General features: G+C 59.7%; 23 protein-coding genes. 5 read left to right on the top strand and 18 right to left on the bottom strand.

Annotation, left to right across the window (positions count from 1 at the left end; all coding sequences use genetic code 11):
* The first annotated feature begins 400 nt into the window (after window positions 1–400).
* A complete protein-coding gene (locus I1969_RS07195; protein ID WP_195234177.1) occupies window positions 401–1492 on the top strand; it encodes an ATP-binding protein in 1092 nt (363 codons plus the stop codon).
* Window positions 1493–1579: 87 nt separating this feature from the next.
* Here I1969_RS07195 and I1969_RS07190 read toward each other — a convergent pair whose 3' ends face one another.
* From I1969_RS07190 to I1969_RS07175, 5 genes are all read right to left on the bottom strand, one after another.
* Window positions 1580–2593, bottom strand: a complete 1014-nt coding sequence (locus tag I1969_RS07190) for a site-specific integrase (RefSeq protein WP_229028318.1) — start codon at window positions 2591–2593, stop codon at window positions 1580–1582.
* Between the two features lie 5 nt (window positions 2594–2598).
* The gene (locus tag I1969_RS11075) at window positions 2599–2934 is read right to left on the bottom strand and encodes a hypothetical protein (RefSeq protein WP_006234743.1); all 336 of its coding nucleotides are present in this window, start codon (window positions 2932–2934) and stop codon (window positions 2599–2601) included.
* A gap of 585 nt (window positions 2935–3519) precedes the next feature.
* On the bottom strand, window positions 3520–3828 hold the full coding sequence (locus tag I1969_RS07185) for an MGMT family protein (protein WP_006234744.1): 309 nt from the start codon (window positions 3826–3828) through the stop codon (window positions 3520–3522).
* Window positions 3829–4002: 174 nt separating this feature from the next.
* On the bottom strand, window positions 4003–4509 hold the full coding sequence (locus I1969_RS07180) for a CBS domain-containing protein (RefSeq protein ID WP_006234745.1): 507 nt from the start codon (window positions 4507–4509) through the stop codon (window positions 4003–4005).
* A 3-nt stretch (window positions 4510–4512) separates the two neighbouring features.
* Complete coding sequence (locus I1969_RS07175; RefSeq protein WP_035136865.1) at window positions 4513–5952, bottom strand: MDR family MFS transporter; 1440 nt, start codon at window positions 5950–5952, stop codon at window positions 4513–4515.
* A gap of 520 nt (window positions 5953–6472) precedes the next feature.
* On the opposite strand from I1969_RS07175, the gene I1969_RS07170 reads away from it, so the two are divergent.
* Entirely contained in the window at window positions 6473–6814 is a 342-nt protein-coding gene (locus I1969_RS07170) for an arsenate reductase family protein (protein ID WP_006234747.1), read from the top strand.
* Between the two features lie 187 nt (window positions 6815–7001).
* Here I1969_RS07170 and ilvD read toward each other — a convergent pair whose 3' ends face one another.
* Together ilvD and I1969_RS07160 are read right to left on the bottom strand one after the other, a co-directional pair.
* Window positions 7002–8780, bottom strand: coding sequence for a dihydroxy-acid dehydratase (gene ilvD / locus I1969_RS07165; protein ID WP_229028317.1), 1779 nt, complete (start codon window positions 8778–8780; stop codon window positions 7002–7004).
* Between the two features lie 108 nt (window positions 8781–8888).
* Window positions 8889–9089: a GntT/GntP/DsdX family permease gene (locus tag I1969_RS07160; protein ID WP_324248652.1), complete on the bottom strand. Its 201-nt coding sequence runs from the start codon at window positions 9087–9089 to the stop codon at window positions 8889–8891.
* Between I1969_RS07160 and I1969_RS07155 the strand changes: the two genes are divergently transcribed.
* Window positions 9067–9429, top strand: a complete 363-nt coding sequence (locus I1969_RS07155) for a FadR/GntR family transcriptional regulator (RefSeq protein ID WP_229028316.1) — start codon at window positions 9067–9069, stop codon at window positions 9427–9429. The genes I1969_RS07160 and I1969_RS07155 overlap by 23 nt on opposite strands.
* Window positions 9430–9528: 99 nt before the next feature.
* Here the strand turns inward: I1969_RS07155 and I1969_RS07150 are convergent, their stop codons facing one another.
* From I1969_RS07150 to kdpA, 4 genes are all read right to left on the bottom strand, one after another.
* Window positions 9529–11478 (bottom strand): NAD(P)/FAD-dependent oxidoreductase, encoded by a 1950-nt coding sequence (locus I1969_RS07150; protein WP_195234175.1) that lies wholly within the window; start codon window positions 11476–11478, stop codon window positions 9529–9531.
* Between the two features lie 248 nt (window positions 11479–11726).
* A complete protein-coding gene (gene kdpC / locus I1969_RS07145) occupies window positions 11727–12317 on the bottom strand; it encodes a potassium-transporting ATPase subunit KdpC (protein WP_161115485.1) in 591 nt (196 codons plus the stop codon).
* A gap of 12 nt (window positions 12318–12329) precedes the next feature.
* The gene (gene kdpB / locus I1969_RS07140; RefSeq protein ID WP_195234174.1) at window positions 12330–14384 is read right to left on the bottom strand and encodes a potassium-transporting ATPase subunit KdpB; all 2055 of its coding nucleotides are present in this window, start codon (window positions 14382–14384) and stop codon (window positions 12330–12332) included.
* Between the two features lie 16 nt (window positions 14385–14400).
* Window positions 14401–16224 (bottom strand): potassium-transporting ATPase subunit KdpA, encoded by a 1824-nt coding sequence (gene kdpA / locus I1969_RS07135; protein WP_195234173.1) that lies wholly within the window; start codon window positions 16222–16224, stop codon window positions 14401–14403.
* Window positions 16225–16558: 334 nt separating this feature from the next.
* On the opposite strand from kdpA, the gene I1969_RS07130 reads away from it, so the two are divergent.
* Both I1969_RS07130 and I1969_RS07125 read left to right on the top strand, forming a co-directional pair.
* Window positions 16559–19294 (top strand): sensor histidine kinase, encoded by a 2736-nt coding sequence (locus I1969_RS07130; protein ID WP_195234172.1) that lies wholly within the window; start codon window positions 16559–16561, stop codon window positions 19292–19294.
* The gene (locus tag I1969_RS07125) at window positions 19287–19991 is read left to right on the top strand and encodes a response regulator (RefSeq protein WP_117647985.1); all 705 of its coding nucleotides are present in this window, start codon (window positions 19287–19289) and stop codon (window positions 19989–19991) included. Before I1969_RS07130 ends, I1969_RS07125 begins: the two co-directional genes overlap by 8 nt.
* Window positions 19992–20177: 186 nt before the next feature.
* On the opposite strand, the gene I1969_RS07120 is transcribed toward I1969_RS07125, so the two are convergent.
* The 7 genes from I1969_RS07120 to I1969_RS07090 all read right to left on the bottom strand — a co-directional run bounded on the left by I1969_RS07120 (window position 20178) and on the right by I1969_RS07090 (window position 26468).
* Entirely contained in the window at window positions 20178–20378 is a 201-nt protein-coding gene (locus tag I1969_RS07120; protein ID WP_006234772.1) for a hypothetical protein, read from the bottom strand.
* 204 nt (window positions 20379–20582) lie between these two features.
* Window positions 20583–22910, bottom strand: a complete 2328-nt coding sequence (feoB, locus tag I1969_RS07115; protein WP_195234171.1) for a ferrous iron transporter B — start codon at window positions 22908–22910, stop codon at window positions 20583–20585.
* A gap of 123 nt (window positions 22911–23033) precedes the next feature.
* Complete coding sequence (locus tag I1969_RS07110; protein WP_006234774.1) at window positions 23034–23255, bottom strand: FeoA family protein; 222 nt, start codon at window positions 23253–23255, stop codon at window positions 23034–23036.
* A gap of 39 nt (window positions 23256–23294) precedes the next feature.
* Complete coding sequence (locus I1969_RS07105) at window positions 23295–23537, bottom strand: FeoA family protein (protein ID WP_040358815.1); 243 nt, start codon at window positions 23535–23537, stop codon at window positions 23295–23297.
* Between the two features lie 188 nt (window positions 23538–23725).
* The gene (locus tag I1969_RS07100) at window positions 23726–23974 is read right to left on the bottom strand and encodes an HPr family phosphocarrier protein (protein WP_195234170.1); all 249 of its coding nucleotides are present in this window, start codon (window positions 23972–23974) and stop codon (window positions 23726–23728) included.
* Between the two features lie 421 nt (window positions 23975–24395).
* Window positions 24396–25859: an amino acid permease gene (locus I1969_RS07095; RefSeq protein WP_195234169.1), complete on the bottom strand. Its 1464-nt coding sequence runs from the start codon at window positions 25857–25859 to the stop codon at window positions 24396–24398.
* 153 nt (window positions 25860–26012) lie between these two features.
* On the bottom strand, window positions 26013–26468 hold the full coding sequence (locus I1969_RS07090) for a hypothetical protein (protein WP_195234168.1): 456 nt from the start codon (window positions 26466–26468) through the stop codon (window positions 26013–26015).

The raw sequence follows: 26468 nt of genomic DNA, 5'->3' as shown, positions 1-26468 counted from the left end.
CGGCATTCAGCATCAGGGTAGCGCTGCGACGCGGAAATCGCGCGCCGTTGCCGCGCCCCGCAGTGCCCGCTTCCCCCAAGGACAATTATCAGTGCTGGTAAAGAGCTTATCGATTTTCAAAATAGCCGGCTATGGTTGACCTCTGCGGCTTAAACGTAGTAGATAGGCCCTATTCGTGGCACAGCACTACTCCATCCCAAATTGGCACCCCGAGCCCTCGTGAGTTGCCAACAAGCTATTCGCCCAGCGCTTTATCCGCGCGGCATTCGGAAAATAGCACCGCCGCAAGAACCCGCGAACAGCGCTATACGTTGCTATATCTCACTATACTTTGCTATATCTTGCTATACTTTGCTATACTTTGCTATATCTTGCTATATCTTGAGCAAAGGTGGCTCGCATGCAAACAAACCCTTTTAAGCCCACAGCAGGCAAAACACCTCCCACGATTATCGGCCGCGAAGATGTCCTCGAGGAATTCAATGAAGGCCTCGTCAACGGGCCTGGCGCCCCGGGACGCCTTATGCGCATAGCCGGCGTCCGCGGAACGGGCAAGACGGTCCTCCTTGACGAGTGCTCACGTTTGGCGCAAAGCCATGGCTGGACGGTCATAAAAGAAGTCGCAACCGAAGGACTTTGTCAGCGCATTCTCGAGCAGCTGCAGCCCAAATTCCAGGCCAAACACGCCAGATTTGAGCCAAGCGTAGCTGGCATATCCATCGGCAGCATAGACATTGAGCGAATCGGCCCATCGCTGCGTGACGCCATGAGGCAGGCAATATCAAAGAACGGCAATGGTCTGCTCATCACCCTCGATGAGGTCCAAGACGCAGAGCTCGAAGAGGTCCGAACGCTCTCCATTGCGATTCAGCAGGTTATCGGCGAAGACCTTGATATCGCCTTTGTTTTTGCTGGGCTGCCTTCGATGATTGAAAGCATCATCAACGGAAAGACACTTACGTTTTTGCGCCGTGCCCTCCCCTTTGATCTGAAGGCTGTGGCAGTAACCGAAGTGTCGTACTCCCTCGAGGAAACCATTGAAGCGTCTGGTATGGAGTTGCAGCCAGGTATTGCCGGCCAACTTGCCGAGGCAACGCAAGGCTATCCTTTCATGATCCAACTCGTTGGATACTACGCATGGCAGTTGGCAAGACGCGCACATACAGCGATTATTGGAGAAGAAGAAGCCGAGCGCGGCATTGCAACGGCACGCGAACGCTTCTGCGCCATGGTGATTGAGCCCGCGCTGCAGCGCATTCCGCCCACGTGCATCGCTTATCTGCTGAGCATGGCGTCTTTGGGGCAGACAAGCTCGACCAGCATGGTTGCCGACGCCCTAAACAAAACGCCTCAACAGGTGAGTTCCGTCCGCAGCCGCCTGTTAAGAGAATCGATTATCGAGGCTCCTTCGTACGGCAAGGTCTCATTTGCCATCCCCTACATGCGCGACTACCTCTACGAGCACAAAGCCGAACTGGAAGCTGAACTGTAGAAACGACAACTGCCCTGCAAGACGAAAACCGTTTTCGTACGGATTAAAGCAGACATAAACGATTTTCGTCTTGATTTGCGTACGGAATTAAGACGTAAATTGCGCTTTCGTACGCTTATTACCAGACGCAAATTGTTTTCGTCCGGCCATGCGTCCCCAATCTAGACGAAAAGAGCCCCGAGCTCGTATTGAACTGCATCCCAATTCTTGGACGGGCGCCGATGCCCTGATCTCTGCCATGTCGAGGTGCGAGATCAAATCCTTGGCGCGCTCGCCGGAGTGGTATGCCTTGTTCGGCGCCACCTTCCTGTAGAGCTTCTTGAGCTTCGTCTTCCCCTTGTTGCCCGGCGGCATCTCCGCCTCAGGTGGCAGCCCTAGGAAGGACAGGACGCCGGGCAGGTCGCACAGCATCACGTCCTCGATGTCGGCCTTGGCCGCCAGGTCGACGACTCTCTGCGCTCTCGGCGAGATGTTCGGGGTGCTGCTACCGCCCGCTGGTTCGGAAGCTGGCGGGCAGTAGCGGGCAGTAGCGGCAGTAGCGGTGTGGCTCGATAGGCACGAATATCCGTAAGGAAGGTGCTCGCTCTCATATGTGCTGATATGCCTCGCCTCGCGAACCTTGGGATGCTTCCTGAGGTAATCCCTCAATTCGAGCCACTCTTTATGCTCATAACGCTTCGAAATCGTTTCCCCGTCGACAGTTTCCTTCACATAATGGTATGTTCGAACGCCTTCGAACTTGCCGAACCCGTTCTCGACGCTGAAGTTTCTGAACCAGCGCGAAAACCCATTCAGGTCCATGAAGTTGACTTGGGGATGCCTGTCTTTCGTTCGTTCGAATGAGTGGACGAGCGGAGTGCCTTTGACTTGTTCCAGGCCGAAGGCTTCCATTTCGCGGGCCTGCTCCTTTTTCCAGAATTCGAGATACGACGTCAGCGTCTCGCTTATCGAGATCCTCCGCACGCTTTTCTTGCTTTTGGGCGAGCGAACGCTTCGATCGGCCGCGAACTGCTGCTCAATGAGGATGCTTCTGTTCTCGACGGAGACATCGGACCACGTCATCCCGAGGGCTTCTGCCCTTCTCATGTCGGTGTCGAGCATGAGCATCACGCATGTGATGTGCGCGTCCGGTTCTCGATTGAGTAGGATGTCGAGTAGGCGAGCGGCGTGATGGTTCCTTCGCGGTTGTCGTGGAACTTTTTTGCGTACGAGCCGACGGTGTCCCTCGATTTTTGGACGTAGGTGCCGCTGTTGAGTTCTGCCTTGTAGGCTTCGAGTGCGGCGTCGACCTCTCGGCTTTTGGTGGTATGTATGGTCTGCCACGGCGAATAGCGGTATTTGCCCGTGACCGGATCCTTGCCGAGGCTGTGACGGTAGCGCCACGTGTATTTGTCGCGGCGTTGCTTCGTTCCTTTGCCTATGACGAGAGGTCGGTCGTTCATCGTGTTCCTTGCCTGAAGTGCCTGAGAATCGCGCTCGGTTGCGCGGAATGGCACAAAGGGCTGGGGCGGGTGGGCATTACCCTTGGTGGTGGGCCCTGCGTGGGGTCACACCCCAAGGGTAATGCTCCGCCTGACCGCTTTCAAGCTCGTTGTGGGTCGAATTTGGGTCGAATTATTCCGCGTACTTTTCTTTCGTAAATCTATGAAAACATCAAATGACCTGGAGTTATATTGACTTCAATTTGGGTCGAAATGTCTGAATGAAACAACGTCGTAGCGACCTCATAACCCGAAGGTCGGTGGTTCAAATCCGCCCCCCGCGACCATGAAACTTCAGGTCGGAAGCATACAAGCTCCCGACCTTTTTCTTTGTCTAGGGGTTTCGGCATCTCTCGTTCTTTGGGTACCTCGAGGCGGGCAATCAGATAGATGCTTACGAGTATCATAGGGTCTTTTTACGTCGCGGTCGTGTCTCGTACTGGTGCGCCGCTCTTTGTGGGACGTGTCACTTTGCCATAGGTTGTCCGGCGGCGGGGCGCAGGTCGTTCCCCGTGGCGTCGCTCCTTTCGACGCTACGCTGCCTGGCTACTCGTTCCACTGGTGCTTTTTCATGTCGACGCAGCCGTTGTCTCGGAAGGCGACTCCTTCCTCCGTCAGTAGTGCTCGCTGGTCGGGGAAGTTTGGCGCGAGGCGTCCCGCGTGGTTGACGACGCGGTGGCAGGGATAATCGCCGTAGCGGTCCGCCTCGCTCAGCACCGCTCCGACCAGGCGAGAGTTTTTCTCCCTGCCGATGAGGCGCGCTATCTGACCGTACGAGGCGACGCATCCCGCCGGAATCTCTGCCACGACGGAGAGAATCTCATAAACCAAATCTTCGTCCAGGACTTTTCCCATCGTATCGCTCCCGTGTTCGCTTTTGCCTTCGGGGGCGCGGCGCCGATCACCCGTGCTGCGATTTTCGCAGCTCCCCTTACCGAAGCATCGAGGGAAAGCGCGTGCGTGTCAAGGTTGTCTGGTCCAGTTGCTGGCTCGATGCCTCGAGATGTTCGCCTCAAGTGCGACCTGCCCCTATTGGAAAAGGATGCCGAAGATGTATTTGGTGATGGCGGAGCGGCGGATGACCCCCACGAGTTTGCCCTCGTCATCAACCACAGGAAGCTTCTTGAACTTCTTCTTCGCCAGCAGCGCGGCGACGCGGGCGATGCTCTGCTCGGGACGGGCACACACTACCTGGCGCGTCGCGAAATCCATGACGCAGCGATCCTTCAGGTCTTCGATGCGCTGCTCAAGGCTCTGATCGTCGAAGTACAGCATGGACGCGTCGCCGCCCGTGAAGATGGTGTGAGCGCGATGCTGCGCGATGGCTCCCATGACATCGCCGTCGGAGATGAACCCGACCACCTGGTTGCGCTCATCGATTACGGGCATGCTGCTCACCTCGTTTTCGGCGAGCATGCGCACCACGTCGGAAATCGTGCAATCCTGCGTGCAGGTGAACGGCTCTTCAATCATGATGCTCGAAACGGGCGTCCCCTCGAGCTCGAGCGGGATGCGCTCGGACAGAATCTCGGACATCGCTTATGCCTCCTTCGTTTTCGGTGCGGTTTTCTTGGTGCGCACGCTGAATATGGCGCAGATAAGGGAAACGAGGCCGATTGCCGCGCACACCTTGTAAGCGACGCCCGCGCCCACGGCGGTGGCTACTTGGATGCTCGCATCGACGCCGGCCGACGCGGTGACGCTTGTCATGACCGTGATGATGAGCGCCGTGCACAAACCGCCGGCGACCTGGCGGCCGGTGTTCGCGATGGCGTTGCCGTGGGCGATCATGTCATTTTTCAAGGCATTGACACCCCATGTGTTCACCGGCATGTTCGCGAGCGACTGGCCGGCGGACTGCAGCATGCAGAACAGCGCAACCACCAAGATGGGCGTGTTTACCGTCGAAAGCGAGAGCAGGAACAGGGCGCCGGTCATGAGGGCCAGGCCGACGATCGAGATGGCACGCGGACCGAACTTGTCGAACACCACGCCGGAGATAGGGCTGATGATGATGCCCACCGCCGCGGCGGGAAGCATGGCCATGCCGGTTTCGAAGGCCGAAGCGCCAAGCGAGGTTTGCAGCAGCAACGGCAACAGCGTGTTGGTGACCAGGCAAGCGGCGTTGATGAGCGTGACGATGATGGCGGCCACGCGGAACTCGCGCGTCTTGAGCGTGCCCAGTTGAAGCAGCGGGTCCTCGATTTTGCCCTGGCGTACGACGAACAGCACCAAGCACACGACACCCGCGACGATCGAGCCGAGCACCACGGGGTTGCCCCAACCCATCGACGAGGCGCTCGAGAACCCGTAGAGAAGTCCGCCGAAGGCGATGGTGGAGAGGACGACCGAGGGCAGGTCGAGCTTGGGGTTCTTCAGCTCGCCCACGTTTTTCAGCATGAACACGCCCAGCACCAGCACGAGAATTGCGAGGGGGACGATGGCGCCGATCATGGTGCGCCAGCCGTACGTGTCGATCACCGCGCCGCCTACGACGGGGCCGACCGCGGGACCCGCCGACATGACGATGCCCGCCATGCCCATAGCCGTTCCTCGTTTCTCGACGGGGAATACCAGCATGGGAACCACCGAGACAAGCGGCATGAGCACGCCTGAGCCCGCCGCTTGCAACACGCGACCGATGATGAGGAACAGGAAATCAGGGGCTGCGGCGCACAGCAGCGTGCCCAGCGCGAACACCAGCGTCGCCCCGAAGAATAGCGCGCGGGTGCTGAACTTGTCGATAAGGAACGCCGAAACGGGGACCATGATGCCGCTCACCAGCGGGTATATGGACATGATCCACTGGGCAGTCGAGGCATCGATGGCGAAATCGGACATGATGACCGGCAGCGCAGGCGACATCACCGTTTGGTTCAGTAGCGCCAAGAAGGCACCCAGGACGACGACCGCGACGATGCGGATCTGGGTACCGGTAATGCGCCCATTGGCGGGCGCGACCGTACAATTATCAGACATAAGCTTCCTTCGTATCTATTCGATTCTTCGCCGAAGGCGCGCCGGCCCACGGGCGAAATAACATGCACGTGCTATGCGTGCATCAGATACGACAGGAAGAAAGCGGCTGCTCAGAGCGCACTTGGGGAACAACAGGAGAGGCCCCGTATACCAGGGGCCGCCGAATTGCGATGTATGCTTTGGTCAAATCCTTCATAGCGGGGAGGTATTCTAGCAGCCGTCTTCGCCCCTTTCAAGGGATGTAACCCAGACGTTGATTTTCTTCACCGAGGCGCCATCGTTGACGGGTGGCGTGCTTCTCTATCGCCACACCGCGGGGCGAGGGAACGCCGCGGCGAGCTTGTACATCGGCTATGTGTGCAGCTGCGAGCGTGTCGCCGGCGCGCGCTGGGCGCCAGTCCGATCCGGCCGACTCTTGCCGACGGTCGGTCGCCGTCCTCCTCCATCTCCGCCTGCTCTGTTTTTGCTCGGCTCCCTTGTCGCATCATGGACGGACGAGAATTGAGCGAAGGCGGTACGTATGAACATCCAGATATTCGGCACGAAGAAAAGCTTCGATACTAAGAAGGCGCAGCGCTATTTCAAGGAACGTCGTGTGAAGTTCCAGTTCATCGACTTGAAGGAAAAGGGGATGAGCAAAGGCGAGCTCGAAAGCGTGGCGCGCGCCGTCGGCGGGATCGACGCTGTGATCGATCCAAAGGCGAAAGATGCCGACACGGTTGCGCTCGTACAGTATCTTGCTGCCGACCAGAAGTTCGAAAAGGTGCTCGATAACCAGCAGATTCTTCGTGAGCCCATCGTTCGCAACGGCCGCCAGGCAACCGTTGGCTACGAGCCTGACGTGTGGAAGGGCTGGGAATAAAGCGGCTGGGAATAAAGTGAAGCGCCCACGCCCGTGGTTTTATCCACGGACGCGGGCGCTTGCGTAAGACGTCTCTTGTCGTTTGAGTGGAGCGCCCCGGCGGCGCTGAACAACGCGCCCCGGTGACGTGGCTCGGGGCTCTTTGTGCCGCACATCTATGAGAGGAGATATTTGATGCGCATGGGCGCTACTCCATGTAGCCACCCTGAATGGCGGAAACTGCATGCTCGGTAAAGAACTTGAGCGTGCCGGAGGTATAGCGATTAGCCTTGGGCTTCCAAGCGGCTCGGCGCTCGGCCAGGACGGCATCGATCTCGGCCGGCTCCATCTCCTTGCCGGCGATGCCCACGATGGACAGCGAGCGCTCGGGGATGTTGATCTGGATAAGGTCGCCCTCCTCGATCAGGGCAATCGGGCCGCCCACGGCAGCCTCGGGCGAAACGTGACCGATAGCCGGGCCCTTGGAGGCGCCGGAGAAGCGGCCATCGGTGATAAGGGCAATGCTCGCACCCAGCTCGGGATCGCTGACGATAGCTTCGGTGGTGTAGAACATCTCGGGCATTCCGGAACCCTTGGGGCCCTCATAGCGAATGATAACGGCATCGCCGGGCTTGACCTCGTGCGTCAGGACGGCGTGAATGGCGTCCTCCTCGCAGTCGAACGGACGGGCCTTGAGCGTAGCCTGGAACATCTCGCGCGGAACGACGGTGTGCTTGACGACCGCGCCCTCGGGAGCAAGATTGCCGTGGAGGATGGCGATGGAACCGTCGGTGCCGAAGGCCTGGTCAAACGGACGGATGATGTCCTCGCGCTTGAGATTCCACTTCTCAAGGTAACGACCGCACTTCTCGTAGTAACCGTTGTTCTTGAGGTCCTCGAGGTTCTCGCCGAGAGTCTTGCCGGTGACGGTCATAACGTCGAGGTGGAGCATCGACTTGATCTCCTCCATAATGCGCGGCACGCCGCCTGCATAGTAGAAGAACTGCGCCGGCCACTCGCCTGCGGGGCGAACGTTGAGCAGGTAGTGGGCGCCACGGTGCAGGCGATCGAAATCGTCGGCGGACATCTCGATGCCAAACTCGCGGGCAATCGCGGGGATGTGCAGCAGCGAGTTGGTGGAACCGGAGATGGCGCCGTGGACCATGATGAGGTTCTCGAAGGACTCCTTGGTCACGATGTCGCGCGGGCACAGGTTGTGCTCGGAGAGCCACACGGACTGACGGCCGGCCTCGCGGGCAAACTCGCGCAGGTCGGAGCTAGTTGCGGGCAGCAGGGCGGTACCGGGGAGCATAAGGCCCAGGGCCTCGGCGGTAACCTGCATGGTCGAGGCGGTGCCCATAAAGGAGCAGGCGCCGCAGCTGGGGCATGCGTTGTGCTTGGCAAACTCGAGCTCCTCGCGGGAAATCTCGCCGCGCTCATAGCGGGCCGAGATGGCGCCGAGCTGCTCCAGGGTCAACAGATCGGGACCGGCATCCATGACACCGCCGGTAACGACGATGGAGGGGATGTTGATGCGGCCCATGGCCATAAGGTTCGCAGGCAGGCCCTTATCGCAGCTGGCAACAAAGACGCCGGCGTCGAACGGGGTGGCCTTGGCATGAATCTCGATCATGTTGGCGATCATGTCGCGACTGGGCAGCGAGTAGTTGATGCCGTCGTGGCCCTGGGCCTCGCCGTCGCAGATATCGGTGCAGAAGTAACGGGCACCATGACCGCCAGCCTCGGCAACGCCGGCACGGACCTCCTCGACCAACTCAAACAGGCCGGCAGAACCCGGATGCGAGTCGCCGAACGTCGACTCGATAATGACCTGCGGCTTGTCCAGATCCTCGATGGACCAGCCAGAGCCCAGACGCAGCGGGTCCATCTCGGGGCTGATGGTGCGGAACTTGCCGGAACGCGGCTGCAGCTTGGCAACCAGGTCGGCTGCCTCCTGCTGAATCTGTGCCTTGGTCTTCTCGTCCATGATGCTCTCCTCTTTTGATTTGAACGGTTGTACCAATCGTTGGTTAATGAATCAGGTGTAAATGGGTACCGAGCGATGCGCTCGGCAAAAGATGCTTAGCCACGCGAACTAGGCGAAGAACGAAATCACCAGGGCGCAGGCAAGACCCGAAAGGCCGATGAGAGTCTCCATAACGGTCCAGGACTTGAGGGTGGTCTTCTCGTCAATCTCCAGGAACGAGAAGCACATCCAAAAACCGGCATCGTTGACGTGCGAGAGGGCCGTGGCACCGCCGCAGATAGCACGCATGGCGGCCGAGCACGCAGCCAACGACCAGGTCGTCTGTATCAAAGAGCTCTGCGACGAATCCGAGCGCCTGGCCGAGGCCGGTGAGGATTACTCCGCCGCCGACACCGCGTTCCACAATGCCATTGCCGAGAGCTCCGGAAACCTCGTCGTTCCCCGCCTGATGGGCGTGTTCAAGGCATCCGTCCCCCTCTTTATCGACGTGACCGGCAAAAAGCTCGTCGAGGAAACTATCCGCACGCACCGCGATGTGGCCGACGCCATCGCCTCACGCAATCCCACCGCCGTGCACGACGCGATGTATCTGCACCTGGTGTATAACCGCAACATGATTGCGGAGGGAGCAGAAGCAAAAGGCATTTAGGGCCCGACAATTATCTTTCTTTGGCAAAACGCAGGCGGCGGCTGCCCAACACACAGGGCAGCCGCCGCTTTTTGCAATCGATTGGTGCAAAGGGGTTGACTAGAGCTCGCAAGCAACCTTGTAGCCATCGCCGATGGCGTCGCGGATGTTGCCGCACTTGTTGGCATCGCCCAACACGTGGGTGGTAACGCCGGCTGCAGCAAGGTCGTCGGCCAACTTGGTATTGGGACGATAGCCCATGGCAAGTACCAGCGTATCGGCATCGGCGATGGTGTGGATCTCGCCGTCCTTTTCGTAGCTGATGGCATCCTCGGTAATCTCGGTCACCTTGGCCTCGGTCAGCACGTGAACGCCCTTGGAGAGCATGCGCGTGATGAGCACCGCGCGACCGGCGCCGCCCTCGTTGGCGGCGAGCGTCTTGGTCATCTCGATGACGGTGACGTCGCGGTTGGCCGGCGACAGGTCGTTGACCAGCGGGGCCAGGTAGTCGGCCGTCTCGCAACCGACGGTGCCGCCGCCGACGATGACGATCTTCTTGCCCGGGAAAGCCTTGCCACCAAGCAGGTCATCAGCCGTCATAACCTGCTTAAAGCCCTGCATAAAGGCCGGAGCGATAGGCTCGGCGCCATAAGCCAGGACAACCTCGTAACCCGCGTAGTCACGCTGAATGTCCTCGGCAGTAAGCTCGGTGCCAAATACGCACTTCACGCCGGCCTCGGCCAGGCGACGGTACTGATACTTGATCACGCGGGTGAGCTCCTGCTTTGCCGGCGGAACGGCTGCGATGCGCATCTCGCCGCCCGGCTCATCCTGCTTATCCACGAGCACCACGTTGTGGCCGCGCTTGGCGGCAATGTAGGCTGCCTCCATGCCCGCAGGACCAGCACCCACAACGAGCACGTTCTTGGCCTCGGCGGCAGGCTCGTAGCCAGCTTCGTCGCGCTCCACGTCCGGATTAACGGTGCAAGAGATGCGCTTGCCGAACATAATGCCGTTCAGGCAGCGCAGGCAGCCAATGCAGGGGCGAATATCGTCGGCGTTGCCGGCAGCGGCCTTATTGCAGAACTCGGCATCGCACAGATTGGCGCGGCCCATCATGCAGATGTCGGCAGCGCCGTCCTCGATCAGCTCCTCGGCGATCCAGGCCTCGTTGATACGTCCGACGGTGGCGACGGGAATGTTGACGTGCTTTTTGATCTCGCGCGAGCAGGCGGCATGCGAGGCCTGCTGAGTACCGGCGGCGGGAATTGCGGAACCGCGCTTGATGGTGGTACCGCCCGAGACGTGAATCATGTCGACGCCGGCCTTCTCCAAGCGACGCGAGACATAGATCATGTCGTTGAGGGTCAGGCCGCCATCGGTGTACTCGTCGCCCGAGATACGGACGTCGATGATAAAGTCCTTGCCGCAGCGCTCGCGAATCTCGGCGATGACCTCGAGCAAAAAGCGCATGCGGGCGTCGAGCGAGCCGCCGTACTCATCGGTGCGCTTGTTGTAGAGCGGAGTCAAAAAACCGCCGAGCATGCCGTGGGCGTGCGCCGCATGGACCTCGACGCCATCGACACCGGCCTTCTGCATACGCACGGCAGCGTCGCCAAACTGATGCGTGAGCTCGTGAATCTCATCGACCGTGATAGGACGCGGTGCCTCACGGGCATAGGACGGTCCCACGAAGGACGGAGCGATCAGGCGCGGCGTGCCCGGAATGTTAAAGGCCATGTAGGCGGGGTGAAAGAGCTGCGGCATGATCTTGCAGCCATACTCATGCACGGCGGCGGCGAGCTTTTCCCAGCCGGGGATAAACGTGTCGTCGTAGCAGCACATGTCACCCGGCAGATAGGTATAGGTGGGCTCGACCGTCACGACCTCGGTAATGATGAGGCCAACACCGCCCTTGGCACGGGCACGGTAATGAACGACCAAGTCATCGGTCACATAGCCATGATCGGCCAGGTTGGTGGACACCGGCGGCATAAAGACGCGGTTCTTGACCTCGGTCGTACCGACCTTGATCGGGCTAAAGAGCATCGGATAGGCGGAGGACTCCATACAGGCTTCCTTTCGTTTGAGCCGCTCGGCGGCAGTTGCTAACGTACTTATCGTATCAGTATCCGCCGCATTCGCACTCGCTCGCACTCCCCACCTTCAATCCCGACCCTCACAAAAAAGTTGCGGTGGAATACGGAGTAGATAAGGCCTTTGACAGCCAAAACAGTCCGTATTTCACCGCAACTGATGGGCGGGGTGGACTTGAGGGCTCAGATAGTCAGTCATGCCCTCATCCGCCACTCCCTCACCTACAGCGCGCCGTCCAGCATAAGGTTCACCTTGAGCACGTTGACCGTGGGCTCGCCGAACACGCCGAGGAAACGGCCCTTGGTGCACGCGGCAATGATGTCGCGCACCTCGTCCTCACTTTTGCCCGTGGCCTTGGCGAGGCGCGGGACCTGGTACTCGGCGGCATCGGGAGAGATCTCGGGGTCGAGCCCTGAGCCGGAACACGTCACCAGGTCGACGGGCACAGCGTCCATATCGGCATCGGGGTTGGCGGCGCGGATCTTCTTCACGCGCGCATCCACAAGCTGCCGATACTCCTCACTCGCCGGGGACAGGTTGGATGGGGCACCATACGCCATGAGCTCGCCATCTTCGCCTTCGAAAATTGACACGTTCTGGATGCGGCCCCACATGTGATCCTCATCCTCGAAGTTCTGGCCGATGAGCTCGGAACCCACAACCTTGCCGTCGACCGTAATGAGCGAACCGTTCGCCTGATACGGGAACGCAACCTGGGCAATGCCGGTCACGACAAGCGTATAGCCCAGGCCGCAGACAACGGTAAACAGCGCGAACACGCCCAGTGCGCGCGATGCAACACCTTTGAACATACAAACCTCCACTTACATAATGCCGCAGAACGCGAGCAGCATGTCGATGAGCTTGATGAATACGAACGGGGCAACGATGCCGCCCAGACCCCACACGAGCAGGTTGTGGGTCAGCAGCTGTCCGGACGGGACCTCGCGGTACTTAACGCCCTTCAGCGCGGCCGGGATCAGCGCGACGATAACGAGCGCGTTATAGATGATGGCCGAAAGAACCGCGGACAGCGGGCTTGCCAGACCGAGGATGTTGAGTGCGCCAAGGCCCGGGTAGATCGGCGAGAACAGGGCCGGGATGATAGCGAAGTACTTCGCCATGTCGTTGGCGACCGAGAAGGTCGTAAGCGAACCGCGGGTCATGAGCAGCTGCTTGCCGATACGCACGACCTCGATGAGCTTGGTGGGGCTGGAGTCGAGGTCGACCATGTTGCCGGCCTCCTTGGCAGCCTGGGTGCCCGTGTTCATGGCCACGGCGACATCCGCCTGCGCCAGCGCCGGCGCGTCGTTGGTGCCGTCGCCGGTCATGGCGACCAGGTGGCCCTCACGCTGGAACTCGCGGATCTTCTCGAGCTTGCCCTCAGGGGTGGCCTCGGCCAGGAAGTCGTCAACGCCGGCCTCGGCGGCGATTGCCGCGGCGGTGAGTGGGTTGTCGCCCGTCACCATGATGGTCTTGATGCCCATCTTGCGCAGGTCGGCGAACTTCTCCTTAACGCCGGACTTGATGATGTCCTTGAGGTACACAACGCCCAGCACGCGGCAGTTCTTGGTCACGACCAGCGGGGTGCCGCCGGCCTTGGCGATGCGCTCGACGGCCTCGTCGCACTCCTGGGAGAACACGCCGCCGGCTGCCTCCACATAGGTGCGCACGGAATCGGCAGCGCCCTTGCGAATCTCATTGCCCTCGTAGTTCACACCGGACATGCGGGTCGCCGCGGTGAAGGGGATGAACTCCATACCCTTATCCTCGAGTGTGCGGCCGCGCAGACCGAACTGCTCCTTGGCGAGCACGACGATGGAACGGCCTTCGGGGGTCTCGTCGGCCAGCGAGGAAAGCTGGGCGGCATCGGCCAGCTCCGCGGGATCGATGCCGTCGACCGGGATGAACTCGGCGGCTTGGCGGTTACCCAGGGTGATGGTGCCGGTCTTGTCGAGCATGAGGATGTCGACGTCGCCGGCGGCCTCGATGGCGCGGCCGGACATGGCCAGCACGTTGGCCTCGTTCAGACGGCTCATGCCGGCGATGCCGATGGCGGAAAGAAGGGCGCCGATGGTAGTAGGAGCCAGGCACACGAGCAGCGCCACGAGCGTGGTCACGGCCGTGGGGTTGTCCATGTCGTTAAGACCGACCGAGAAGCAGGAGTAACAATACAGGGCCAGCGTGACCAGGATAAAGACGATGGAGAGGGCCACCAGGAAGATCTCCAGAGCGATCTCGTTAGGGGTCTTCTTGCGCGCGGCACCCTCGACCATCGCGATCATCTTGTCCAGGAAGCTCTGGCCGGGCTCACTGGAGATCTTGACGATGATCCAGTCGGACAGCACCGTGGTACCGCCGGTAACGGCAGAGCGGTCGCCGCCGGCCTCGCGGACCACGGGGGCGGACTCGCCGGTGATGGCGGACTCGTCAACGGAAGCAGCGCCCTCGATGACGTCGCCGTCGCCGGGAATCTGCTCGCCGGCGCGTACGATCACCAGGTCGCCGCGCGTGAGCTCGGTGCCGGGAACGACGGTGAAGTGCTCCTTGTCCTCAACGGACTCGATGCGATGGGCCTCGACATCCTTCTTGGCCGCACGCAGGGAATCGGCCTGGGCTTTACCGCGGCCCTCGGCAAGCGCCTCGGCGAAGTTCGAGAACAGGTCGGTAAGCCACAGGATGACCGCGATGGCGACCACATAGTAGGTGGGCACACCCGCGTCCTGCACGCCGAAAATGGAAGCGACGGCCAGGACGGAGGTCATGACGGCGGAAAGCCACACCAGGAACATGACCGGGTTTTGAATCTGGACGCGAGGATCCAGCTTGGCAAACGAGTCGCGGACCGCGCGGCCCATCATGTCTTTTTGCATAGTCATAAATCTGCGCCCTCCTTTACGCAATCATCTGGAAGAACTCGGCAACGGGGCCAAGCGCCAGGGCCGGGAAGAAGCTCAGGGCACCGATCAGCAGAACGATGAACACGAGCAGGAATACGAACATGCCGTTAGTGGTAGACAGGGTACCGGCGCTCTCGGCGACCTTGCCCTTCTTGGCCAGCGAGCCGGCGATAGCCAGCGTACCGATGATAGGCATGAAGCGGGCGAACAGCATCTCGAGGCCGAGCATGACGTTGATCCAGGGAATGTTGCAGTTCATGCCTGCAAACGCCGAGCCGTTGTTGCCGCCGCATGAGGTGAAGGCATACAGCGCCTCGGAGAAGCCGTGCGCGCCACCATTGTTGAGCTGGTCGGCAAGACCGGGCACCATGCAGGCGATGGCCGAGCACACCAGAATGGCAAACGGAGTTGCCAAGCACAGGACAACTGCCCAGCGCATCTCGCCCGGCTCGATCTTCTTGCCCAGGAACTCAGGCGTGCGTCCGACCATGAGGCCGGCGATGAACACTGTGAGGATGGCGAAGCCGATCATGCCGTACAGGCCGCAGCCCACGCCGCCGAAGACGACCTCGCCCAGCGCTATCTGGAGCATCTGGACAAACCCGCCGAGCGGGGTGTAGGAGTCGTGCATGGAGTTGACCGAGCCGTTGGAAGCAGCCGTCGTGAAAGCGGACCAGGTGGAAGAGGAGGCGATGCCAAAGCGGCTCTCCTTGCCCTCCATGTTGCCGCCGGCCTGGCCGTCGGTCATCTCGATATTGACCGCTCCGCCATCGGCCAGCTGCGGGGTGCCCGCATGCTCGTTGACGGCAATGATGCCGGTGAAGACCACCAGCAGGATAAGCATCGCCGCGAAGATGGCCTTGCCCTGCTTGGTGTTCTTGACGCCGATACCGAAGGTGAAGCAGCAGGCGGCCGGGACCAGCAGCAGGCTGGTCATCTCGATGATGTTGGTGAAGGCACTGGGGTTCTCATACGGATGGGCGGAGTTCACGCCGAAGAAGCCGCCGCCGTTGGTGCCGGACTGCTTGATGGCGACCTGAGGAGCCGCGGGACCCTGGGGCAGGAACTGCTCGGTAACCACGCGCGCACCCTCGACAACCTTGCCGTCGACCTTGACCGTGTCGCCCTCGATCTGGGCGCCGTCGATGACGCTCCAGCCGCCGTCTGCATTAGGCTGGACAGCGACGGGCTCTACGAGCTCAGCCTTCTGAGCCGGCTGGAAGTTGGAGATGACGCCACCGGCAGCCAGGCAGATGCCGAACACGAGGTTCAGTGGAATGAGCACATACAGGACGGTGCGGGTGAGGTCGGCCCAGAAGGAACCCAAACCCTGCTCCTTGACCTGACGGAAGCCGCGGATCAGCGCGAACATGACCGCGATACCGGTGCCAGCGGAAACGAAGTTCTGCACGGTGAGGCCCATGAACTGCACAAGGTAGGACAGGGTGGTCTCACCGGAGTAGGACTGCCAGTTGGTGTTGGTTATGAAGGAAGCAGCCGTATTGAACGACAGGTCCCATGACACACCCGGCAGGTGCTGGGGATTGCCCGGCAAGAAGGACTGAAGCGTCTGGAGTGCCACAAGAACCACGAGGCCGATCCCCGAAAAGACCAGCACGCTCGCCAGATAGCGCCTACACCCCATCTGCTCTGCCGCGTCGATGCGAAGCAGACGATAGACGCCACGCTCCACAGGAGCAATCACAGGCGACAGGAACGTATGCTCACCATCCATGATATGGGCCATGAACCGACCGAGCGGAACGGCCAGGACGATGAGCACGGCAAAGTACAAGATGTACTGAATCGCAGCGTCCATAGTTTACGAATCACTCCTCATCAGAATGTAGATGTAATAGATAAGAAGTCCAATGCAGACGACTCCGATGATGGGAATGAGGATGTCCATTTACCGCCCCTTTCACGCGCGGTCCGATGTCTCGGACGCCTACCCTCGCAAGCGTCTGGGGACAGTAAACGCTTCTAGGGATTAAAGAGGCGTGAGGGCCGGGGCTCACGACCTTAAGATGCCGTAAAGATGCAGGTAGAAAGCACTATTGCGGCTGCAGTGCGCCTATACTCGACCTCGCGAGCATACAGTGGCGTCCTCGCCGCGTATGCACGCATGGACAACGCTTCAGAAAGGCTACGCTATGCAGCGCGTCGCATCGGACACTCGCGTCAATCCAGACCTCATCCTCAAGGCAATTGAGAAAGGCGAGGTCGCCGATGACGCTCGAACCAGCCGGGGACACCTCAAGATTTTCTTTGGCTACGCTGCTGGCGCAGGCAAAACCTATGCGATGCTTCAAGCCGCCCACGCCGCCAAGCGGCGGGGTGTCGACGTCGTCGCGGGATACATCGAGCCGCACGAACGTCCGGCAACTGCCCATCTTGCACAAGGGCTTGAGAACGTGCCCTGTAAACTCATCGAGCACAACGGCATTACGCTCGGCGAGTTCGATCTAGATGCGGCTATCGAACGCGCCCCTCAGCTCATCCTTGTCGACGAGCTCGCCCATACGAATGCGCCGGGGTCTCGCCACGACAAACGCTATCAAGACGTCGAGGAACTTCTACATGCGGGCATCGACGTCTATACGACCGTGAACGTTCAGCATATCGAGAGCCTAAACGACATGGTTGCATCCATCACCGGCGTTGTCGTGAGCGAACGAATCCCCGACCGTATCTTCGATGATGCCGACCAGGTCGAGCTCGTCGACATAGAGCCCGAAGACCTACTTGAGCGCCTTCGCGCCGGCCTCGTCTACCGTCCCGCACAAGCCGACCGAGCGCAACAGCATTTTTTTACCGTCGAAAACCTCACCGCACTCCGAGAAATCGCGCTGCGCCGCTGCGCCGATCGCACCGGCCACCTCACGGACGCCGCACGCGTGCTGGGAAACCGTGACTACTACACCAGGGAGCGTATCTTAGTCTGTGTCTCCCCGGCGCCGACCAATCCCCGCATCGTCCGTGCCGCCGCACGCATGGCGAAAGCGTTTCGCAGCGAGCTCGTCGCCCTGTTCGTAGAGAGCCCGCGCACGCAAGCCATGAGCGATGATGAGCGCGCCAAGCTTACAGCCAATATCGCCCTAGCCGAGCAGCTCGGAGCACATATGGAAACCGTCTATGGCGACGACATCGCGTTTCAGATCTCCGAGTTCGCGCGCCTGTCGGGTATTTCGAAGATCGTCATGGGGCGCACGGGCGAGCGCAGCAGCGTCCGTCAGGCCCTCTTCGGCCGCAAATCTCTCGTAGAACAGCTCATAACATTCGCCCCGAACCTCGACATTTACATCATTCCAGAACAGTCGACTCCGCCCTCCCGACCCAAAGGACGCCGCCATGCGCTCGCCCTGCAGCCGCCCAGCAGCCGAAACGTGCTTCGCACGCTGGCCCTCTCTCTTGCCGCCACGGCGATCGGCACGGCTTTCCGCCATCTGGGATTTGCCGATTCCAGCATCATATCCCTCTATATCCTCACGGCCCTGCTGACCGCCGTCACCACGACGGGGCGTATCTGCACGATCGTATCGAGCGTGCTCTCTGTAGTGCTTTACAACTTCTGCTTCGTCACGCCTCTGTTTTCGCTCGCCAGCTACGACCGAAGCTATCTGGTCACGTTCGGCATCATGTTCGCTACCGCTATGGTCGCTGGCGAGTTAACTGCGCGCATCGCCGACAACGCCCGTACATCCGCCGAGAACGCATTCAAAACGCGCGTACTCCTCGAAACGAACCAGCTCTTGCAGCAAGCCCATAGCGCGGAGGAGTGCGCCCGCGTCGCCATGAACCAACTCGTCAAACTGCTAAAACTCGACGTGGTCTTCTACCCCGCCGAACACGGCACGCTCGACAAGGCGCTCTATGAGTCCGCTGGCACCGAAAACCGATCCGCGTCGCTGCTCACCGACTACGAGCGCGCCGTTGCAACCTGGACCTACACCAACAACAAGCGCGCGGGCGCAAGCACGCGGACCCTGCCTGAGGCGCGCTGTCTCTACCTCGCGGTTCGCACCGGCGACAAGGTATTCGGTGTCATCGGCATCGCCCTGGAGGGGCGCGAGATCGAAGCCTTCGAGCATTCGATCGTCCTATCTATCGTAGGCGAATGCGCCTTGGCGCTCGAAAGCGACCGGGCGGCGCAAGAGCGCGAAGAGGCTGCGGTTTTGGCGAAAAACGAGCAGCTGCGCGCCAACCTTTTGCGCTCCATCGGCCACGATTTGAGGACACCCCTCACGGCTATATCCGGATCTGCGGCAATCCTTCGGAAGAGCGACGAGAAGCTCAGCCTCGAACAACGCTGCGATCTTGCCGATGCCATCTACGACGACTCCCTCTGGCTTATCGATACCGTGGAGAACCTCCTCGCCATCACACGCGTCGAGGACGGCACCATTCGCCTCAACTTAACATCCGAGCTCATCGACGAGGTCATCGAGGCCGCTCTCAGCCATGTCGCCCAAGCATCGCATGGACGTGCCGTCACCATCGAGCATACTGACAACATCCTGCTGGTACGCATCGACGTCCATCTCATCATGCAGGTGCTTACGAATCTCATCATGAACGCCTTCAAATACACGCCCGAGGACTCGACTGTCACCATTAGCGCACGTCGCGAGGGTGAGTTCATCGTGGTGGACGTCGCAGACGATGGGCCGGGTGTAGCAGACTGCGACAAGCCTCATATCTTTGAGCGCTTCTTCACCTCAAGCAATACGCGGCCCGTGGATTCGCGTCGAAGCATCGGCCTTGGGCTGTCGCTCTGCCGCTCCATCGTGGAGGCGCATGGCGGCGTCATCGAAGTTCGCGACAACCACCCCCATGGGGCCGTCTTCCGTTTTACCCTGCCTGCCGAGGAGATCGAGATTCATGAATAATGCCGCTAAGCCACGCATTCTCCTGGTCGAAGATGACCTGACCGTTCAAAACCTCGTTTCGACCGCGCTTGACCTCCACGGCTATGTCGTGAGCAAGGTTTGCGACGGCCAGGCCGCCATCATGGATGCGGTGTCGCACGGCCCCAGCCTCATCATGCTCGATCTCGGCCTTCCCGACATTGACGGTATCGAGGTCATCACGAAAATCCGAAGCTGGTCGGCAGTCCCCATTATCGTCATTTCGGCGCGCACCGAAGATTCCGACAAGATTGCAGCACTTGACGCAGGGGCAGACGACTACCTCACCAAGCCCTTTTCTGTGGATGAGTTGCTCGCGCGCGTCCGTGCGAATTTGAGGCGCTCCTCGATGGCGTCAAGCGAGTCGACAGAAGCGAGCACGTTCGACAACGGTCCGCTGCATATCGACTACGCCGCGGGATACGCGACGAAAGACGGACGCGAGCTCTCGCTTACCCCAACCGAGTACAAATTGCTCGTCCTTCTAGCGAAAAACGTCGACAAGGTGCTCACCCACACCTTCATCACCCGCGAGATATGGGGCACGAGCTGGGACAGCGATCTGGCGAGCCTGCGCGTGTTCATGCGCACCCTGCGCAAGAAGATCGAGGCAGACCCCTCTCACCCCAAGATGATTCAGACGCACATGGGTGTCGGGTACCGCATGCAGCGTCTCTAGCCCATCCCAAAAAAAGTTGCGGTGGAATACGGAGTAGATAAGGCCTTTGACAGCCAAAACAGTCCGTATTCCACCGCAACTGATTTAACGATACCCCAAAAATACTCTTCGACTCGCCGTACTCTCCCTCAAATGCACAAAGCGCCCCGCGAACGGATGCCCGCGGAGCGCTTGGATGTCCGGACCTTATTTGATACCGCGACCCAAGTCTTCGGCGATTTTGTCTACGCCCTTAAGTGCAGCGCACGTCTTTTTGTTGGAGCAATGCCCCGTGCAAACGCCACCCTGAGCGCAGTCGGCGCAGGTGCCCTTGCGGTAGATGCGCACGCACACGGCGACAAACGCAACGCCGATAACAGCCAGTACAACAATATCGATAGGTGCCATAGCAAGCCTCCTCTAGTTAACCAGCACTTACTTTACCCCATTCTCCACCTACCAAATAGGGACAGGTTTATTTTGGTCGGTTTTATCTGCGGAAACGCCACATCTTACTTCTGGAGCAAAGCAATCTGTCCCCCATTGCGTCAAAAAGCCCGAGTGTCACTGAGACACCCGGGCTCGTGGAAAGGGGTTGATCCTTATTCGGACTTAGGCGGAAACTGCAGCGGAAGCAGTGTTGGTCTCGTCCTCGTCGGTCCAAGCGTGCTTGGGCATAGGACGGAAAATCTGGAAGAGCATCGCGACCAGCAGCACGATAGCCACAACCGTCCAGAAGCCAAACTGCCCAAGGACAAGCAGGTTATAGAACTGGTTGATGAACAGGCCGATCACCCAAGCGAAGGCGCACTCGTAGCCGAGGGCAATCGCGGTCCACTTGCCGGAATCCATCTGGTTGCGGATGGTACCCATAGCGGCAAAGCACGGAGCGCACAGCAGGTTGAACGCGCCGAAGGCAACGCAGGCGCCCATGGTGGGGAACATGCCGGCAAACGCGGTCCACAGGCTCGGGTCGGTCTCGCCCGCGTCGGCGACGGACAGCAGCGAGCCGGCGGTGGCGACGACGTTCTCCTTGGCGACGAGGCCAGAGACAGTCAGCGCGGTGGCCTGCCAGGTGCTAAAGCCGAGCGGGGCGAAGATCCAAGCGACCAGGTTGCCCAGCATGGCGAGCACGGAGTAGTCCATGAACTCCTCGGGGATGCCGTCCATCGCAGGCAGGAAACCAAAGGAACCGTTGTAGCTACCAAAGTTGGAGAGGAACCAAACCACGACGGTGGACGCGAAGATGACCGTGCCGGCCTTCTTGATAAAGGCCCAGCAGCGCTCCCACACGTGCAGCGCCCAAGAGCGGATCGCCGGGAAGTGGTAGGCAGGAAGCTCCATAACAAACGGCGTCGGGCGACCGGCGAAGAGCTTGGTCTTCTTGAGCATGAGGCCCGAGGCGATGACGGCAAAGACGCCCAAGAAGTAGAAGAGCGGGCTGATCCACGCGGCGGTGGTGGAAGAATCGCCGATGATGGAGCCCATGAGCAGGGCGATGATCGGCAGCTTGGCGCCACAGGGAATGAACGTGGTGGTCATGACCGTCATGCGGCGGTCCTTCTCGTTCTCGATGGTCTTGGTGGCCATGACGCCGGGGACGCCGCAGCCCGAGGACACGAGCATGGGGATAAAGGACTTACCGGACAGGCCAAAGCGGCGGAACACGCGGTCCATGATGAAGGCGACGCGGGCCATATAGCCGCAGTCCTCCAGGAAGGACAGCATGACGAACAGCAGGAACATCTGCGGGACGAAGCCGAAGATGGCGCCCAGGCCGCCGACGATACCGTCACAGACGAGCGAATCGACCAGGCCGCCGTCCTCGGTGCCACCCGCCACAAGGGCGTCGTGCACCACGGTGGTGATACCCGGGACATAGGGGCCGTACTGTGCCGGGTCGACCGAGTCGGCATTGTCACCCGCAGCCTCGACGGCCGCGTCGTAGGCGTCGCGACCCTGGCCGAGCACATACCAACCGTCGGTACCGAAGAGCTGGTCGTTGGTGAAGTCGGTCACCGTGCCGCCCAAGGTAGAAACGGCGATGTAGTACACGCAGAACATGATGACCACAAAGATCGGCAGGCCCAGGATACGGTTGGTAACCACGCGGTCGATCTTCTCGGAGGTGCTCATCTTTGCCGGAGCCTTGGTGAGGCACTCGTCAATGATGTGGGCAATCACGCCGTAACGCTCGCCGGTGATGATGGACTCGGCGTCGTCGTCGCAGTCCTGCTCGCACTGGGCGACCAGCTGCTCCACGCGAGCGGCCTTCTCCTTGGTGAGGTTGATGAGCTTGCAGGCGTCCGCGTCGCGCTCGAACAGCTTGACGGCGTAATAGCGGCGCTTGTTGGCGGGAACGCTCGCCGGAAGGTTGTTCTCGATGTGGTCCAGAACGTCCTCGATGGAGGAGTCGAACTTGTGCTCCGGCACCTGGCCCTTGGAAGCAGCGGACTTCTTGACCTGCTCGAACAACTCCTTAATACCCTTGTTCTTAAGGGCCGAGATCATCATGACCGGGCAGCCGAGCTTCTTGGAGAGCTTGTCCGTGTCGATCTTGTCGCCGTTCTTCTCGACCAGGTCGGCCATGTTGAGGGCAACGACCACGGGCAGGCCGGTCTCGATAACCTGAAGCGCCAGATACAGGTTGCGCTCGAGGTTGGTGGCGTCGACAACCTGGACGACAACATCGGACTCGCCACTCATGAGGTAATCGCGCGAGCATTGCTCCTCGGGGCTGTAGGGGGAAAGCGAGTAGATGCCAGGGAGGTCCGTGATGGTAACGTTCTTGTCGCTTAGGAGCTTGGCCTCCTTTTTCTCAACCGTGACGCCGGGCCAGTTGCCAACGTAGCCGTTGGCGCCGGTGATCAGGTTGAAAAGCGTGGTCTTGCCGCAGTTGGGGTTACCCGCCAGCGCGACATGGATCTGAGAATCCGCCATTCAATCCTTCTTCCTTGTGTGCCCGCGCTGCTTTCTCCGCACGGGCTGGATAATGTGCTTCAAAAATGCTGCATTAAGTTAGAAATACCTAACTTTATCTGCAGAAACATACGCCGCGAGCCCTTATTGGACCTCGACGACGGCCGCCTCCTCCTTGCGGATGGAAAGCTCGTAGCCGCGCACGTTGATCTCGACCGGATCACCGAGCGGTGCAACCTTCACGACCTTGAACGAAGTGCCCTTGATGAGCCCCAGGTCCATAAGGTGGCGGCGAAGCGCACCCTCACCGTGAAGCTTGACGATGGTGGAGCTCTCGCCCACCTTAACGTCACCCAACGTCTTCATCCTCTTGTCCCCCTTTCGGTTTTTATGAAATGCTGCAGACTAACCGACGGTCATGATGTGCATGGCAACCTTGGAATCGATACCAAAGCGTGCGCCCAGCACAGTGACGATGATATTGGCGCCACTCGAGCTCACCACGTGGATTTCGCTGCCCTCGACAAAGCCGAGGTCCTTGAGGTGGTGCTTCATATCCTCATTGCCCTTTACACGAGACACGCGCACGGTTTCGCCCGCTTTTACCATCGAAAGCGGCATTGCCGGCATCTGCGGTCCGCAAGACATGAGTGGCTCCTAACGTCAGTTCGTCCTCAACATCGACGCGGTAAAAGTTAACCACGCCTATGTTCGCTTTAGTAAACTAACACGTGGTTAACTTTTTGGAAAGGGTCCCCATTCAGATTTCGAAAAAGTTTCCTATACGAAACAAAAGGGCACGGCAAAGGACCATCCTTTACCACGCCCTATCATGCTTAGAGTGAGAGATTTCTGATCGACGTAACGCAGGAAGCCTCGTCTACGCCCGAAACGCGGAAGATGATGTCCTCGCCGCACTCGCCGTAGAGAGCCATGAGTCCCATGACATCGCGGCCATTCGTGTGGCGATCGCCGATACTGACTGACACGTCGCAACGATGCTTGGCAATGATGTCATAGAGCAGCGCAACCGGGCGGGCATGTAATCCCAACGGATCATTAATCGTCTTTGTAAACTCGACCATGTCCCCTCCCACGACATCGTACATTCGGCTGGCAAACCCAGCCATGTGGTAGTTATTGTAGCGTTAGATGCTTGTCGAGGACCCTTTCGGACACCCCGTGGACAAAAAGTGGCAAATATGAGTACTGTCACAAATTTAGTAGCAGCAGAATTGAGAGCAAATTGGCCGATTTGGCCGATTTTAATGTTTTGGAAGCCATCGAATCGCGTCTATAGGGGGTTAGATAAATTGATTATGAGCCCATTTTCGCTCAGAGCAGGCCGAAAAATATGACACCTCTTTTGCAACAGTACTCATATTTGGTATTTTTTGACCACAGGGTCCAAAACCATGCTCCAAAACACAAAAGGAGGGGCCTCGTAAGGCCCCTCCTTAGGAAAGGGAATCGATTTATTCCACAGCCGTAGATTAATCCTAGCCGCTACTCCATCATGTCGAGGACGGAGGGGCGAAGCTCGTTCTCAGCAGCCTCGGGATCGGTTTCGCGCAGGCGGTTGATGTAGCGGTTGTACCACATCACGGCAAGGCCCAGGAAGACAACCACGCCGCCGACGTTGTAGACCAGCGTCAGCCACAGAGGCTGATCGAGCGGAATGGTGCCGCAGATAAGCACGAAGCAGAAGACCACAAGCAGGAATGCAGCAATGACCAGGCCAAAGGTGCGCGAACCCATGCGGAAGCCACGGGGAGCAGCGTCGAAGTTCTTGCGCAACATAAAGTAGGCAAGCAGGATCAGCAGCGGCGGGAGCAGAGCGGTGGCAGCCGTCATGTTGGTGACGATCATGAGCAGGTCGTCGAGGTTACCGGAGCCCAGGGCCGGGATGATCAGGATGGGGACGACGATGGCGAACTGCAGCCAGGCAGCGCGGGCAGGAATGCCGTGCTCGTTGAGCTCGACGATCTTGCTACCAAAGACGCCCTTGGGGATCTCGGTGAAGAAAACCTTGATGGGAGCCGAGGTCCACATCATGAGGGAGCCCAGCGTGGCAGCGAGAAGGATCAGGCCAATGACGCGCGTGGACACTTCCATGGGAATGCCAAAGTGGGCAAAGACAGCGCCGAATACGTCGAAGATGCCGGTGGAGATGGCAACGCTGCCCTCGGGGATGAACAGGTTAACCAGCAGCGAAGCGCCTGCATACAGAAGGCCGATGGTCAGGCCGGCGATAACGACGGTGCGCACGAAGGCCTTGACGCCACCCTTAAGGTCGTTAAGGAACACGCCGACAGACTCAGCGCCGCCAACGCCCTGGATGATCCAGGCAAGCGTACCGAAGAAGCCCCACGCAGTTGCGAAGTTGCTCATGTCGGGAGCCATGTTAGCGGGAGTAGGAGCCGTAGCGAACTCAACGCCGCCAAAGGCAGCAGCCAGGGACAGCAGGATGAACACGGCGGTCAGGCCGAGAGCCGCGGTCGAACCGAAGGAGGAAATGGAGCCGATCCACTTAGCGCCCTTGGTCGAAACCCACGTGGCGATAGCAAAGACGACGATCTCGATAATGGTGATCCACAGCTGCGAAAGCTCGGCGTTGGCACCAAAGAACACGTAGCTCGCGTAGATGATGACGTTGGGCAGGACGGACGCAAAGAAGAACAGGTTAACGAACCAGTAGCTAAATGCCGTCAGGAACGCCCAGCGGCCGCCCATCGAGGTCTTAACCCATGCGTACACGCCAGACTCGGAGTCCTTGTTGAGGCCGACGAACTCGGCGGTAACCAGGGTATAGGGGACAAAGTACAAAAGCGTGGCAAAGAAGAACGACGGCGCAGCTGCCAAGCCGATGGCCGCGTTGTTGTTGATGATGTTCTTGATACCGAACACGGCGGCGACCGTCATGCCCAGCAGAGCGAACGAACCAATCGTTCCTCGTTTTTCAGAGCTCATAAGCCCTCCCAATCATCTATTAAATGTCATCTAAACCCGTCCGAGCTGCAAGTGCAAACACGGACGGTGCACCTGCTAAGGGGAATGGGGAAAAGGGAGTCAACAAAGCCATCCCCCTTAACGGCGCGAAGCAAACGTCCAGGCGGACGAATACTACTTGTTGGGGAAGGAATATCCTTCAACCGTCACGTGCAGTACCACGACGCGGGGATCCGCGGCATCAGCCACGACACGGTAGGCCTCGTCGATCTCGACGACGGCAACGCCGCCGGCAGGAATCGTCACGGTCTCCCCCGCTCCCTCAAAGCGCTCACGATCGTCGATATCGCTGTAGGCGCGCGTACAGGTAAGATCGGCCTTAGAAGCCACCTCGACAGTCAGGTCGCCGTCGAGCGGGGCGAGCACGGCATGATAGCGACGGTGACCGACCAGATCGGCGGTAGCGGCCTCGTGGGCGTTCACCCACCAATACACCAACGAGTCGCCGATGGAGTAAGCCACGTCGTGCTGCAGGTCGGCAACACCATCGAGCGCCTGTCCGGTACGCATCCACTTCTTGACGGACTTCATCTGAGCATCGAAGTCGGCACGTGAGTTAAAGACATGCAT

This window comes from Collinsella aerofaciens, assembly GCF_015548375.1.
Lineage (GTDB): Bacteria > Actinomycetota > Coriobacteriia > Coriobacteriales > Coriobacteriaceae > Collinsella > Collinsella aerofaciens_AB.
The sequence above is the reverse complement of the archived record's forward strand: the minus strand, read 5'-3'. Positions and strand labels throughout refer to the sequence as shown.